14 protein-coding genes are annotated in these 14175 nt (G+C 68.0%); 3 read left to right on the top strand and 11 right to left on the bottom strand.

Annotation, left to right across the window (positions count from 1 at the left end; translation table 11 throughout):
* Positions 1 to 5: 5 nt before the first annotated feature.
* The 5 genes from DPV79_RS18445 to DPV79_RS18420 all read right to left on the bottom strand — a co-directional run bounded on the left by DPV79_RS18445 (position 6) and on the right by DPV79_RS18420 (position 5647).
* Complete coding sequence (locus DPV79_RS18445) at positions 6 to 1040, bottom strand: lipase secretion chaperone (protein ID WP_113046111.1); 1035 nt, start codon at positions 1038 to 1040, stop codon at positions 6 to 8.
* A gap of 3 nt (positions 1041 to 1043) precedes the next feature.
* Entirely contained in the window at positions 1044 to 2138 is a 1095-nt protein-coding gene (locus tag DPV79_RS18440; RefSeq protein WP_059674973.1) for a triacylglycerol lipase, read from the bottom strand.
* 228 nt (positions 2139 to 2366) lie between these two features.
* Complete coding sequence (locus DPV79_RS18435) at positions 2367 to 4499, bottom strand: TonB-dependent copper receptor (RefSeq protein ID WP_113046110.1); 2133 nt, start codon at positions 4497 to 4499, stop codon at positions 2367 to 2369.
* Between the two features lie 83 nt (positions 4500 to 4582).
* Positions 4583 to 4951: a DUF2946 domain-containing protein gene (locus tag DPV79_RS18425; RefSeq protein ID WP_059684384.1), complete on the bottom strand. Its 369-nt coding sequence runs from the start codon at positions 4949 to 4951 to the stop codon at positions 4583 to 4585.
* Positions 4952 to 5110: 159 nt separating this feature from the next.
* On the bottom strand, positions 5111 to 5647 hold the full coding sequence (locus DPV79_RS18420; RefSeq protein WP_048022125.1) for a cytochrome b: 537 nt from the start codon (positions 5645 to 5647) through the stop codon (positions 5111 to 5113).
* A gap of 230 nt (positions 5648 to 5877) precedes the next feature.
* Between DPV79_RS18420 and DPV79_RS18415 the strand changes: the two genes are divergently transcribed.
* A complete protein-coding gene (locus DPV79_RS18415) occupies positions 5878 to 6516 on the top strand; it encodes a Pr6Pr family membrane protein (protein ID WP_027791100.1) in 639 nt (212 codons plus the stop codon).
* A gap of 57 nt (positions 6517 to 6573) precedes the next feature.
* Here DPV79_RS18415 and DPV79_RS18410 read toward each other — a convergent pair whose 3' ends face one another.
* Complete coding sequence (locus DPV79_RS18410; protein ID WP_059484066.1) at positions 6574 to 7308, bottom strand: peptidoglycan DD-metalloendopeptidase family protein; 735 nt, start codon at positions 7306 to 7308, stop codon at positions 6574 to 6576.
* 412 nt (positions 7309 to 7720) lie between these two features.
* Here DPV79_RS18410 and DPV79_RS18405 point away from each other — a divergent pair, with 412 nt between their 5' ends.
* Positions 7721 to 8041 (top strand): hypothetical protein, encoded by a 321-nt coding sequence (locus tag DPV79_RS18405; protein WP_021160881.1) that lies wholly within the window; start codon positions 7721 to 7723, stop codon positions 8039 to 8041.
* Positions 8042 to 8171: 130 nt separating this feature from the next.
* Here the strand turns inward: DPV79_RS18405 and DPV79_RS18400 are convergent, their stop codons facing one another.
* The 4 genes from DPV79_RS18400 to DPV79_RS18385 form a co-directional block, all read right to left on the bottom strand.
* Entirely contained in the window at positions 8172 to 8516 is a 345-nt protein-coding gene (locus DPV79_RS18400) for a DUF4148 domain-containing protein (RefSeq protein WP_021160880.1), read from the bottom strand.
* A 200-nt stretch (positions 8517 to 8716) separates the two neighbouring features.
* Positions 8717 to 10129, bottom strand: coding sequence for an NADP-dependent phosphogluconate dehydrogenase (gene gndA / locus DPV79_RS18395; protein ID WP_021160879.1), 1413 nt, complete (start codon positions 10127 to 10129; stop codon positions 8717 to 8719).
* A gap of 97 nt (positions 10130 to 10226) precedes the next feature.
* Positions 10227 to 10868: a DUF938 domain-containing protein gene (locus DPV79_RS18390; RefSeq protein WP_027791097.1), complete on the bottom strand. Its 642-nt coding sequence runs from the start codon at positions 10866 to 10868 to the stop codon at positions 10227 to 10229.
* Positions 10865 to 11761, bottom strand: coding sequence for an NAD-dependent protein deacetylase (locus DPV79_RS18385; protein WP_113046109.1), 897 nt, complete (start codon positions 11759 to 11761; stop codon positions 10865 to 10867). Before DPV79_RS18385 ends, DPV79_RS18390 begins: the two co-directional genes overlap by 4 nt.
* 1055 nt (positions 11762 to 12816) lie before the next feature.
* Here DPV79_RS18385 and DPV79_RS18375 point away from each other — a divergent pair.
* Positions 12817 to 13548 (top strand): GNAT family N-acetyltransferase, encoded by a 732-nt coding sequence (locus DPV79_RS18375; RefSeq protein ID WP_113046108.1) that lies wholly within the window; start codon positions 12817 to 12819, stop codon positions 13546 to 13548.
* A gap of 21 nt (positions 13549 to 13569) precedes the next feature.
* Here DPV79_RS18375 and DPV79_RS18370 read toward each other — a convergent pair whose 3' ends face one another.
* The gene (locus tag DPV79_RS18370) at positions 13570 to 13968 is read right to left on the bottom strand and encodes a lysozyme inhibitor LprI family protein (protein ID WP_021160874.1); all 399 of its coding nucleotides are present in this window, start codon (positions 13966 to 13968) and stop codon (positions 13570 to 13572) included.
* Between the last annotated feature and the right edge of the window lie 207 nt (positions 13969 to 14175).

Below are 14175 nucleotides of genomic sequence, written 5' to 3'. Positions count from 1 at the left end.
CGGTGTTACCGCGCGCTGCCCGCCCCGCGATCGAGCGACGCCGCGCGCACGGCTTCGCCGGGCTTCGTGAACACGCGCTGCCGCAGCGCGGCGATCTGCGCGTCGCGATCCTGCGGCGACAGGCCGGCCGACTCGATCTGCGCACGCTGCGCCGCATAGTCCGCGTAGCGGCTCTGCCACGATGCGTCGTCCTGCTGCATCTGCGCGACACGCGCGGCCGCTTCGGGGCCCAGCGTCTGCGTCAGTTTTGCGCGCATCGCGTCGGGCGTCGCCCCGCTCTTCTGCAATTGCGCGATCTGGTCGATCGCCGCCCGCTGCTGGTCGACGCGCTGCTGCGCCGCGCGTTCGTCGGCCGGCATCTGCTGTTCGAGCGCCGCGAGTCGTTCGGCCTTCTGCGCATCCGTCAGCGCGGGGTCTCGCGCGATCTTCAGCCGCGCGAGGTCGTAGCGCTGCCGCCATTGCTCCGCACCGAAGAACGGCTGGCTCCAGTCGCCGAGCGTGCGGTACGCGATCGACGCGCGCTGGTCGAGCGCGAGCTGCAATGCCCCCAGGTCCGACTTGTCGACCGCGCCGGCATCGCGCAATTTCGCGAGTGCGTCGAGATACGCGCGATACCGGTGCCACACGTCGAGCGCCTCGGCCTGCGCAACGGTACCGTCGAGCTGTGCGGCAATCTCGCGCACGACGAACGCATCGAGCCCGGCCGCACTCAGGTCGCTCTGCGCGGTCAGGCAGTAGTCGAAGAAATCCCGCACCGCGCGCGCCTTCGCGAGATGGCCGCCCGCATCGAGCGGCAAGCGGGGCGCGCTGGAGCCGGCGAGCGACGGCGGCAGGCCCGTGCTTGCCGGCACGGCGGCCTGCGGCGGTGCGGCAGCCGGTCCGCGTGCCGCCGGCGCATCCGGCCGCTCGCCGGATGCGCCCGTGCCGCCATGCCGGCCCGCGCCGCTCCACATCGCCACGCCGGCAATCGCCGCCAGCCCCACGACGCCATAAACCACGGCGCGGCGCGCCAGCGGCGTGCTTCCTCCTCGTGCCGTCATCGATTACACGCCCGCCAGCTTCAGCCGGTTCGCATGCGTGCGGATCACCGCGACCGGATCTTCAGCATACGCGCCGCGCACGCCGAGCAGCTGGTTGATCTCGTCGAGGTGGTTCCACTTGTAGCTCGTGCTCAGCACCTTGCCGTACAGCGCACTGCACTTCGACACGAGCCCGTCGTTCTGTCCGGAGCCGCGGTTGATCATCACCGTTCCGGTGCCGAACAGCGCGAGCGTCGACAGGTCGAGCACGTTCGCCGGATCGACGAGCGGAAGGGTGCTCGTGTCCGTCGCACCCGTGACGCCGAACACGGAGAGCGTCGGCTGGATCGCCGTGCCGGCCCACGAATACAGCAGGTGCGTGTTGCCGCCGACGGTTTCGGTCGGCGCGCCGGTCTGGCAACTGCCCGGCGCACCCAGGCCCGCGCTCGGATAGTTCTGGTTGTAGGTGGCGGCCCGTGCGGTGGTCAGCGTCTGCAGTGCGGCGAGCGCGTCCTGGTTGGTGTTGTGGCTGCTGCTCGTCAGGATTCCGAACACATTGACGAACGCGGCGATCACCGATGACGAAAGCCCGGTCGGATCGTACGCCAGCACGTTCTGCACGAAGTCGGCGAATTCGGAGCCGCGATGCGGCGTGCCGATCGTCGTCACCGACGCAACGAGATCGGGCGCGACGGCAGCAACATAGCGCGACGAGAGGCCGCCCTGGCTGTGGCCGACGAGATTGACCTTGGTCGCCCCCGTCGCCGCGAGCACCGTCTTCACGTAAGCGAGCAACTGTTCGCCGCGCCCGTTCGGGCCGTCGTCGCTCTGGAAACCCGACAGGTTCGCGACGTAGACGGTCGCACCGTTCTGCTGCAGGTCCTCCTGGATGCCGTACCAATACTCGAGCACGCCCGCGTACTTGTCGGTGCCCGAGAGCCCGTGCACGAGGATGATCGGGTAACGCGTCGCCGCGTAGCCATCGGCGGGCGTGGTCGCCGCCATTGCCGCGTGCGTCGTCGCGAGCGTCATCACCGCGGTCGTCCCCGCGAACGGCGCGATGCTCATCGCGCATGCCACTGCCCCTGCCACCACCCTGGAACGCATCGTCCTCGCCATGCATGTTCTCCTGATTATTGTGCTGCCGGTGCGAATGAAGCCGGATCGACACACACGATGCATCGCGAACGTCGCGTGCACCGTGTGCGTCGAATGCGGGAGTGAATCACGACTCGTGAACGTTTGCGCCCTGACTAGACACGGTTCTCTAATCGGTTGACGCGCCCCGCCCGTTCAGGCGGGGCCGCGTTCATGCGTGCGCATGCTGCAACGCACACGCGCGACGCGTTACAGCTTCGCGCTCACGCGCACCCAGGCGGTCCGGCCCGGCTCCATCACCGGCGAGTTCGCCGGATAGCCGAAGCCCGCGTTGCCGGCGAGGTTCAGGTGCTCGGTATAGGCCTTGTTCAGCACGTTGTCGACGCCCACCGATACCTGCACGGTCTTGCTCACGTTGTACTGCGTATGCAGCGAGAGCACGCCGAATCCGGCACTCGGGCCGAAGTCCTTGCCGACCACGTTGCCCTCGTTCAGTGCATAACGATGCTGCGGCGCAACGATGCGCCACAGGCCCCCTGCCGACCACGCACCACGCGTGTATTCGAGCCCGATGCGTGCCTCGAGCGGCGGCATCTGCGGCAGCGGATCGCCGCTTGCGACGTTGCGCCCCCACGCATACGCGAGCGACGTCTCGACGCGCAGCGGCGCAACCGGCCGCCACGACACGCCCGCCTCGCCGCCCATGATCTGCGCATTGACGTTGGTCGCCTGCGTGGTCGGGCCCATCATGCCGGCCGAATAGTTGAACAGGATGAAGTCCTGCACGTAGCCCGCGTAGGCCGACACCCATGCATCGAGCCGGTCGCTCCTGTATTGCGCGCCGATGTCGAGCTGCGTGGTCTTCTCCGGCTGCACCGCCGAAAACGCGTTGACCGAACCGGCCGGCCCGCGCTTCGCGGAGAACAGCTCCCAGTAATCGGGATAACGCTCCGTATGGCCGATCCCCGCGTACCACGTGACGGGCAGCGAGGCGAGATCGCGTTCGTAGCGGATGAAGCCGCTCGGCAGCACGCGCGTGCGATCGTCGTCGAAAGTCGGATTCGGCTTGCTCTTCATCATGCCGCTCGTCGTCGGGCGCTTGTCGCGTGCGCTCGCATAGTCGGCGCGCACGCCGCCGATCACGCGCGACACTTCGCTCGCGTACCACGTCAGCTCGCCGAACACGCCCGCGTTCCACATCGTCGCCTGCGCATCCCACGGCTGGTCGCCGTAGTTCTGCCGCCCCATCGCCGAGCGCGAGTCGAGCCGGTTCGATTGCGCATCCACGCCCGTCACGAGCTTGAAGTCGCCGGCGAAACGGAACGTCGCGGCTGCGCGCGCGCCGACCGTGCGACGGCGCACTTCCGACGCCATCCGCATCGGCATGCTGCTGGTCGGGTCGGGTTGCCGCAACGTGTAGTTGTCCATCACGTGATCGGCTTCGTTGTAGTACACGCGCGCCTCGATCCGGTCGAGCACGTCGCCGATATGCTTCTTGTCGAACGACAGGCCGAACGTCTCGCGGCGGAAATGCGCGCCGTCCATTCCGCGCCCCGCGTAGCGCGCATAACCGTCGCCGGTGCCGGCGGTCAGCTCGACGCGCGTGTGGTCGTCCGGCGTCCAGCCGAGCGCCGCATCGGCGTTCCATTTGTCCCACTGCGACGGCACGGTGTCGCCGTTGCCGTCCTTGTAGTCCTGCGAATGCGCGTGGTTCGCGGTCACGCGGCCATAGACATCCGGCGTGCCGGCCGTCACGTCGACATTCTGGTCGTTGCGGCCGAACGACCCGCCGACCAGGCTGCCCTCGAAGCGCATGCCGGGCTTGTCGAATCGCGGTGTCACGCGCTCGAACAGCACGGTGCCGGCCGATGCGCCGGGGCCGTACAGCACGGTCTGCGGCCCCTTCAGGACGGTGACCTTGTCATAGCTTTCCGGTGCGATATACGACGTCGGCGCATCCATCCGGCCCGGGCATGCGCCGAGCGTCGACATCCCGTTCGCCAGGATGTTCAGCCGCGAGCCGAACATCCCGCGCAGCACGAGGTCGCCGTTGGTGCCGCCGCTGCGGATCGACGTGAAGCCGGGGATCGTCTTCAGGTAATCCGCGCCGTCGCTGGCGGGCAGCGGCTGGCGCGGGGTCTTCGGATCCGTGACGACGACGAGCGGCGTCGTCAGCGGCGATGCGACGACTTCGATGGCCGGCAGCGGCGCGGCCGTATCGTCGGCCGGCGCGCCGGCCGCGCGCGCCGTTTCGGCTGCCGCGGCGCTCGCGGCCAGTGCGCCGGCTGCGAGCGCGGGAACGGTGAGTTTCAGCACGCGCGGCATGCGCCGCGCACAGGCATTGCGCGACGCCCGCGGCGCACGCAACTGGAAAATGGTCATGATCGAAAGCCCGAGTGACGCCCTCCGCACGGCCTCGACGGGCCGCACGGATATCGGCGGTGAAAAGAACGGAAAACAGCGCGTCAGGCGCGCTCGGGCGGTGCGCGCGGGTACGCGCGCGGATAGCGGTCGGTGCGCGCCGCGACGGCGGGCGGCGCGACGGCGGAGACGGAAACGACGGGAACGGAAGCGAGTGCCGCGGCGGCAGGCCCGCCGATCGCGGGACTGTGCGCGAAGAAACCGCAGTAGCCGCACGCATCGAGATGCAGCGCGTGATCGTGCATGCGGCCTGCATCGGGTGAACGATGCGCGCCATGCTCTGCACTACAGACAATTGCGTCGGGCGTGGCCGCCTGCGCGACGCGCCACTGCGACACCAGCGGCGCCGCGATCGCGAACCAGATCGCGAGCACGCCAAGCCAGGCGGTCAGGTGACGATGTCGGTGCAGCATGCGCGGCGCAGAGTAAGCGGAATGTAAAAACAGCCGAGATGTTACAGAATGTTTAACGCGCTGACCAGCGCAGATGGCGGTAAACGGACCGGGGGCGCATGGTTGTCAACACAACCATGCGCCCCCGCCTGCTGCATGCTTCCGGAACGAACGTGCCGTTCAGGGCGCCATGCGCCGCAGTACGTCGTCGCGCCGGATGAAATGATGGTAGAGCGCGGCCAGCGCGTGCAATCCGATCACGAAATAGAACGCGTTGCCGATCAGCTCGTGCGCTTCCTTGATCGTCGGCCGCAGCGCCTTGTCGGGGCCGAACAGCGTGAACGACACGCCGAGCCAGTCGAGCGACACCGGCTTTCCGCCCAGGTTGATCATCATGATGCCGAGCAGCGGCTGCGCGATGATGAATACGTAGAGCGCGAGATGCGCGAGCTTCGAGAGCCAGCGCAGCAGCGCCGTTTGCGGAATGGCCTCGGGCACGCGGCTGACGACTCGCCACAGCACGCGCAGCACCGACAGCACGAGCACGAGCGTGCCCGCGGTAAGGTGCACGTTCATCCAGAACACCCGGCTGTCGCTGCCTTTCGGCCCGCGGATCTCGATGGCCAGGTAGGCCAGCGCCACCAGCGCGAACACGGCCCAGTGGAAGAAGATCGCGGGCGAGCTGTAGCGCGTCTGTTTCGCGAGGATGTTTCTCATGCTTCGTCTCGTGTTGTATGCGGGGATGGGCGCATGCCGCAATCGGCTCGGCAGCCCGGCAAAGCTGCCACGATTGTAGCCGCACGCGCGTCCGGTTTTGTGCGGCGAGGTCAAATATCGGACGAATCGTCAACGCACGCGCCGCGCGGGCCGTCATATGGAAAATCCGCATCGCGTCCGTAAACGGCTGTGGCACGATGAAGCTTTGGTGTCGACGTTGCGCGCGCATCATGAGCAAGGCGTTCTTCGTTGCGGCCTATCGGCTGACCGCCGCGTTGCTCGCGGTGTCGACGACGTTGCACAGCATCGCCGGCTACTGGGGCATGCCTGCATTCGAGCTCGGCAACTTTCTCAGCTACTTCACGCAACTGAGCAGCCTCTACGCGGCCGCGATGCTCGCCGCCGGGCTCTGGCGCATCGCCCGCCCCGGCTCGGCTCGCTACGAATCGATGCGCGGCGCCGCGGTGCTGTACGTCCTGATCACCGCGATCGTCTACGAGCTCCTGCTCGCGCGGCTCGATGCGCTGCGCCACGTCACGCCGGCGTTCAACAACTGGGTACTGCACCGGATCGTGCCGCTCGTCGTGCTGTGCGACTGGCTGTACGTGGAGCCGCGCCTGCCGATCCCGCGGCGCAGCGCGTTCGCGTGGCTCGCCTTTCCGGTCGTCTATCTCGGCTATACGCTCGTGCGCGGCGCGCTGGAGAACTGGTATCCCTACCCGTTCGTCGATCCGCGGCCGCATGGCTACCTGCCGGTCGCGATCCAGTGTTCGCTGATTGCAATCGGCGCGGCGGCGCTCGCACTGGGCATTCGCTGGCTCGGCAATCACGCGAGACAGTCGGGCGCGGTGACGCTCGGGAAAGGATGAAGGCGGGAAACGCCTGAACGTGTGCGCCGCCCGGCGCACACGGGGCGAGGCGGGCCGTCAGCCGCCGTTGCGCGGCAGGAAGTTGATCGGATCGACGACCTTGCCGTTCTGGCGCACTTCGAACTCGAACGTCGAACGGCCGCTCGCGTCGGTGCCCATTTCGGCGACCGGCTGGCCCTGGCGCACCGCGTCGCCTTCGTTGACCAGCAGTTTGCCGTTGTGCCCGTAGGCCGTGATGAGCCCGTTCTCATGCTTCAGGATCACGAGCGGGCCGTAGGCCTTGACGCCGGACCCCGCATAAACCACGCGTCCGGCCGCCGCGGCCCGCACCGAATGGTCGGGGCCGGACGCGGCGATCACGATGCCGCGCGTCCTGCCGGCCGTGAACGGCGTCGCCACGACACCGGTGGCCGGCCAGGCGAGCGAGCCCGGCTGCGCGGCCGCCGAGGGCGGCTGCCCGAGCGACGTCGCCGCAGGCGGCGGCGCGACGCGCAGCACCTGCCCGGGATACACGGCATCGGTCGGCGCCATGTGGTTCCAGCTGGCCACGTCCTGCACGCGCTGCCCGTACGCGTTCGCGACGCCCGCGAGCGTATCGCCCGGATTCACGCGGTAATAGCCGGCGATCACGCCCGGCGTCGCGGCCGACGTGGGTGCCGACTGGCGCGCCGGCTGCCAGCTGTCGGTCCACGGCGTCATCGTGCAACCCGTCAGCGCGATGGCCGCGGCAACGAGTGCCGCCTGCGGCAGCCAGCGCGTCGGCGCATCGTGGATGGGAATAGTTTCTCTCAAGGGTCCTCCCGGATTTGCGTCGTTGCGCCGCCCACCGCCCCCCGGCGCGCGACGCACGATGTCCGGCCGAAGGGCCGGACCAATCAGTATCCGACCGCTCTAGCGGCCGTCAGTTTCCACAGCGGAACATCGGCGCGATGGGCTCACCGGCCCCTTTTTCGCGCCGTTCCGATCGGCAAAGATACCATTTGTGGCGGTCAAGGCCGCGACCGATGCCTGATCCGGCAACAATCTTGCGGTGCCGCAGCAGCGAGCCGGCCGCCTGCGAGCCCCGCCGGGCGGGCCTGCCGCGGATCTTCCGCACGCCTCGCCACCCGCGCCTGCCGTATTGATCCCGTCACATTCTCCCCTTCGATCGCCACCTATACTCGGTGATGCACTGCGCGATCCAACGACAACGAGGAGCATGACAATGAACAACGCGACGTTTCTTTCCGTGCAGCTCAACGCCGACGATTTCTCCGGCTCCAGCGGCCTGGTCGAATTGCTCAACCGGCACCTGCTGTTCGCGACCGACGTCGCCGAGGCGGCCGATGCGCTCGTCCAGCTGGCGAGCGTCGCGCACATGACCGGCGCCACGCGCCACAGCGTCGAGCTGCCGGTCCTCGCGATCGAGCGGCTGCGCGACGCGCTCGACACGCTGAGCGGCTACGACGAAACGTGGCTGCAGGTGCTGGAACCGGCGGAAGCGCTGTTCCGGGATATCGGGCGCGGCAGGCGCCCGCTGCACTGAACCGACGGTCGGCGCGATACGCGCGCCACCAATGAAAACAGCCCGTCGTTCCGCTATCCGGAACGACGGGCTGTTCGTACTTCAGGGGACCGATCGGGCCGCCAACGCGGCCGCACCGACCGAACCCGTATTAACGACCCTTGTAGATCGGCGCGTCGTCAGCGATGCGCTTGACTTGCCAGCCGGTCTTGGCCTTGGCCGGTGCGCCGGATTCTTGCGCGGCAGCCGGTTGTGCGCCATAGCCGGTCGTGTCGGCAGCCGCAACGTTCTGTTGCGGGTTCAGGCGGGCTTCAGCGGCCTGAATGCTTTCCGGGTAGTTCGTACGGTCGCTGCCCAGCTTGTAGCCGGCCTGCTGGACGGCGACCAGATCGGCCTTTACCTGTGCACGGGTGACGGGCGCATTCTGTTGGGCGAACGAGACGGCGGGAACGGCGAGAACGGCAGCTGCGGCGAACGTTGCGATCAGCGATTTCATGATTACCTCCGGGATTTTTTTGCTCCGCCGCACACACCATGTCTGCAGCGATGGCACAGAGTTTAGTCCCGGGAACACCTAGGGAAAACCATGAAAGAACGAAAACACTGTTTCCCCGGAGCCAACAATGCCGGCATCCGGGATAGAAAAACCCTATTCAAAGAATAGATTTTCGCAACAATGCCGCCCCCGCCGGCCGGTCAGGACCAGTTCGCGTGGAAGCTGCCCGGCTTGTCGGTGCGCTCGAACGTGTGCGCGCCGAAGAAGTCTCGCTGCGCCTGCACGAGGTTCGCCGGCAGCCGCTCCGAACGATAGCTGTCGAAGTACGCGACGGCCGACGCGAACGCCGGTACCGGCACGCCTGCCTTCACCGCGGCCACCACGACGTCGCGCAGCGACGCCTGGTAATTCGCGGCGATGTCCTTGAAGTACGGATCGAGCAGCAGGTTCGCGAGCGCCGGATCCTTCGCGTAAGCGTCCGTGATCTTCTGCAGGAAGCGCGCGCGGATGATGCAGCCGGCGCGGAAGATCTTCGCGATCGTCCCGAGATCGAGGTTCCAGCCGTATTCTTCGGATGCCGTGCGCAGTTGCGCGAAGCCCTGCGCGTACGAGATCACCTTGCTCAGGTAAAGCGCGCGGCGCACCGCTTCGACGAACGCGGCGCGATCGCCGTCGAACGGCGCGGCGGCCGGGCCCGACAGGATCTTGCTGGCCGCGACACGCTCCGTCTTCAGCGACGACAGCACGCGCGCGAACACCGACTCGGTGATGAGCGGCAGCGGCACGCCGAGATCCAGCGCGTTCTGGCTCGTCCACTTGCCGGTGCCCTTCTGCGCGGCGCGATCGAGGATCACGTCGACGAGGTGCTTGCCGGTCTCTTCGTCCTTCTTGCCGAAGATCTTCGACGTGATCTCGATCAGGTAGCTGTCGAGTTCGCCCTGGTTCCATTCGGTGTACACCGCGCCGAGTTCGTCGTTGGTCAGGCCCGCGACGTCCTTCAGCACCGAGTAGCTTTCGGCGATCAGCTGCATGTCGCCGTATTCGATGCCGTTGTGGACCATCTTCACGTAGTGGCCCGCACCGTCCGGGCCCATGTACGCGACGCACGGCTCGCCGTCCGACGGCGCCTTCGCGGCGATCTGCTTGAGGATCGGCTCGACGAGGTCGTACGCGTCACGCTGGCCGCCAGGCATGATCGACGGACCGCGCAGCGCACCCTCTTCGCCGCCCGACACGCCGGTGCCGATGAAGTGCAGGCCCGATTGCGCGAGTTCCTGGTTGCGGCGGATCGTGTCGGTGAAATGCGTGTTGCCGCCGTCGATCAGCACATCGCCCTTCTCGAGCAGCGGCTTGAGCGATGCGATCGTCGCATCGGTCGCTTCGCCGGCCTTCACCATCATCAGGATCCGGCGCGGCGTTTCGAGCGACGCGACGAATTCCTCGAGCGTATAGGTCGGCACCAGGTTGCGGCCGGGGAATTCGGCGATCAGTTCGTCGGTTTTCTCGCGGCTGCGGTTGTACACAGACACCGCGTAACCGCGGCTCTCGATATTGAGTGCGAGATTGCGGCCCATCACCGCGAGCCCGATCACACCGATTGCTTGTTTGCCCATTAGTCAATTCTCCGGAAAAAACGGGGCGCGACCCGAACCGGGTCGCGCGCACAGGCGAAAGGATAGTGGAAACCCGGCGGCGATGCGCGCTTGCGTGTCACTGCTCCGCGTGCGGCAGCCGCCGGAACACGACACTCAGGTTGTTCGCCGGCATCTCGACCACCTCGATGCAGTCGAGCCCGCGATCGAGGCCGAGCGCGACGACGGTTTCGAGATCGCGCACGCCCCACGACGGGTCGCGGCTGCGCAGTTGCAGGTCGAATGCCTCGTTCGACGGCGCCGTGTGCCGGCCCTCGCGGCGATACGGCCCGTACAGGAACAGCACGCCGCCCGGCCGCAGCAGGCGCGACGCGCCCGCGAACAGCGCGTCGGTGCAGGCCCAGGGCGAGATGTGGATCATGTTGATGCAGACGATCGCGTCGAGCGCGTCGACCGGCCACGACGCGTCGCGCACGTCGAACGCCAGCGGCCCGGCAACGTTCGCGAGGCCCGCATGGGCAACCCACGCGGCGATCGAGCGGCGCGCCTGTGCATCGGGATCGCTCGGCTGCCAGTGCAGGCCCGGCAGCGCCTGTGCGAAGTGGACGACGTGCTGGCCCGTGCCGCTCGCGATTTCGAGCACGCGGCCGCTCGCCGGCAACACGCGGCGCAAGACGTCGAGGATCGGCCCGCGATTGCGTTCGGCTGCCGGCGCCGACAGCCGCGCGGACGGATCGGGCGAAGCGGTCGGATCGGTCACGATGCGTGCTCCGGTGCGTGGCCCGCGAGGCCCAGCCGCGCGGTGAGCGCGTCGAGCGCGGGTGCGCAGCGCGCCTCGACCTTCAGCGTCAGGATCGGATCGGCGCGCGTATGGCCGAGATTGAGCGCGGCGACCGGCTTGTGCTGCGCCTGCGCCCACACGCAGAAACGGTAGCCGGAATACACCATCAGCGACGAGCCGACGACGAGCAGCGCATCGGCCGCATCGAGTGCCTGCGACGCGAGCGCCACGCGCTCGCGCGGCACGTTTTCGCCGAAGAACACGACCGCCGGCTTCAGCAGCCCGCCGCACGCGGGGCACGCCGGGATGCGGAACGTGTCGAGCGCCGCCCATTCGAGATGCGCGTCGCCGTCTGCGGCAGGCTCGGCCTGCGCGCCCAGCAGCTCGGGATTGTCGGCCTCGAGCATGACCTGGATCGTCGCGCGCGCATGATGCGCGCCGCAGTCGAGACACGTGACGCCGTCGATGCCGCCGTGCAGCTCGATCACGTCGCCGCTGCCCGCGCGCTGGTGCAGGCCGTCGACGTTCTGCGTGACGAGACGCTCGATCCGCCCCGCGCCGCCGAGCCGCGCGAGCGCGACGTGCGATCCGTTCGGCTGCGCGCGGCCGACGATGGGCCAGCCGATCATGCTGCGCGCCCAGTAACGCCGCCGCGCGGCATCGGAGCCGAGGAATTCATGGAGCTGAATCGGCGGCGAGCGCATCCACTGGCCGTTGCGGTCGCGATAGCCGGGAATGCCGGAGTCGGTGCTGATGCCCGCGCCGGTCAGTACCAGCAGGCGCGGATGACGTTCGACGAACGTCTGCAGCGCATCGAGTGCGGCCGGATCGATGCCGGCGGTCGAGGGGTCGTGCAGGGCTGTGTCGTTCATGTTGGCAACGCGTGATCGGGTGCGCCGGCAAGCCGTGCGCCCGCACGGGCAGCCAGGCACGCCAGCACATGATACAGAACGCCGCGCGATCGGGCCGATGGCCCGTGTCGCAAACCGGCGCACAAAAAAAGACGCCCATCAGCCACTCGGCGATGGGCGCTTCAACAATTGATCCATCGGGGTAGTGGATCAACTGACAGCACAATTTCGCGGCGCCCGCCATGCCGCGGCCGGCGAACGCTTCCCCTGGACTGCATGTATTCCGCGGTGCCGGACACATCGATGCGCGGCCGGCTTTCCGGTGCGATCCGGTTCGGGCCCGTCGCGCCGACGCGATACACGGCGCGCGAACGCCCGCGCCGCGCGACGACTCGCGTTGCGCGCGCCAGCATGACGATCCGGGTTCCGGGCCGGGCCATCCACGGCTGGTCGAAGTTCGTCCCCGACGGCCGACCGGCACCAGTCGGCCTCGTGCGTCACACCTGCACGTCGTCGTTCAGAACAAACCCGATTGCTCGGATGGAACGGAAAGCCGCGCGCTCAGGTCGCCTCGATCAACGGCGAAGCGAGTACCCAGGCAGGTCGGCGATTCATGTTTGCAACACGACATGTTGCGATTCGGTCTGTTTTCATTCTCTTGTCCCCGTCTCCGATACGTCCGACCCACTGAAGCGATCGCCGGACCGACTGCGTCCGCGACCGCGCTCACGGCCCGTACAGATATGCAAGGAGCGCACCATGCTTCACGCCGCAAGGCCGCGCGGGCCACAGCGGGGCCATCGCGGCGAATCGCGCACCGGCAAGCAGCGCGAACGTTTCGAAACTGAAACGCGTGCCGGATCGGCGACCCTCGGCCGGGCATGCCGCGATGTCGTCATGCCGTCATGCCGCGCCGGCACGGCCCGCACCGATGCCGCGTCGTTGCATCCGCGCGCGATTGCCGACCGGCTTACAATCGCCCCACAGTGCCGCATACGCATGAACGGACGCGCGGGCCCGCCCCGGCCTGCTTCGCGCAACTCGCCGCCACCTGACGGGAGCCACCTGCCCGACCTATGCCTGACACACACGACTGGCTGGATATCGACTACCGGACGCTGTTCCAGCTGCATCCGGATCGCCGGATCGAACGCGAGAACGATCCCGACTGCTCGCCCGGGCCCCGCTTCTGGCTCGGCAGATGCGCGGAACGCAACCTCGCGGGCGTACGCGCCGACGTGCCCTTTCCTGTCGCAGAAGAACTGGCGCGGCTGGCCGACAGCGAAACGCCATCGGCGGACTTAACCCAGCCCGCGCATCTCGAACGCTATCTGGCGCTGCTCGCCCCCGTTCCGCACTGGAACATCGGCCTCGTCTACGCGCTGCCGCACGCACTCGGTTTCGACACCGACGCACACGTCGGGCTGATCGACGGCGACAGCGACGCGGGCCGGCATCTGCTGCACGCACTGTCGACGCGCGGGATGCCCGAAGGCCTGTTCTCGATGGGGTTTCAAGGCGCCGCCGATCTGTGGGCGCCGTGGTGCGCGGCCGTCGTCGACGGAGAAGTCGCATCGGTCGCATTCGCCGCGCGGCTGTCCGAAGTCGGTGCCGAACTCGGTCTCGCGACGGCCCCTGCATTCCGGGGGCGCGGCCTCGCGGCAGCCGTGACCGCCGCGTGGTCGCGGCTGCCGTCGCTTCGAACCCGCACGCTGTTCTACAGCACCGACAGCGACAACCGCGCGTCACAGCGCGTGGCGTCGCGCCTCGGCCTCACGCTGTGCGGCACGACGCTGCGGGTGGCATAACGCGGGGGCCTGCGCGACACCTCAACGAAAGGCCTCGATGACCTTGACGCGGCGTTCGGTTTCGCCGACGAAGCAACTGTCAACCTCCACGAGCCCGAGCGTACCGCCTGCATCGGGCTGCCGCGATTCGGCACAGGCGGCATCCCGCGTCTTGAGCCAGCGGCGCTCGTCGTCGCGCAACCGCGCCTTGCCCTGTGCATCCAGGCTCGCCATCTTCGTCTTGTAGACGGCATTCAACCGTCGGTCGGCCTCGTCGTATTTCAGCCGCAGGCAATTGCGGATGTCGGCCGTGTAGCCCGTTTCCTCGGCGGTCTTGCAGATAGCGGTGCGCTGCGCATCGTCCGCGCGCGCGTCGGACGCAACCGTGAAAAACATCGCGCTCGCCGCCAGACCGATCACCGCGTGTTGAAGCGTATTCATCCGGATTCGCCGTTCTCAATGATCGAAAGCACCGATTATGCCCGGCGTGCCGCCCGCATGGCTCCCGTTGCCTCGACGTCACCGCTCACGCCCGATCGGGCGCTGCGCATGCCGTGCCGCGCAGCCGGCGCGCAAACACGCTAGCATTCGGACACGCAACGTCGCGCCCGCTTTGCCCCGCCTCCAAGGACCCGACATGACCACGCC

It is taken from the genome of Burkholderia reimsis, assembly GCF_003294055.1.
In the GTDB taxonomy this organism is placed as follows: domain Bacteria; phylum Pseudomonadota; class Gammaproteobacteria; order Burkholderiales; family Burkholderiaceae; genus Burkholderia; species Burkholderia cepacia.
Note: the sequence above shows the minus strand (reverse complement) of the source record. Positions and strands in the feature narration are given on the sequence as shown.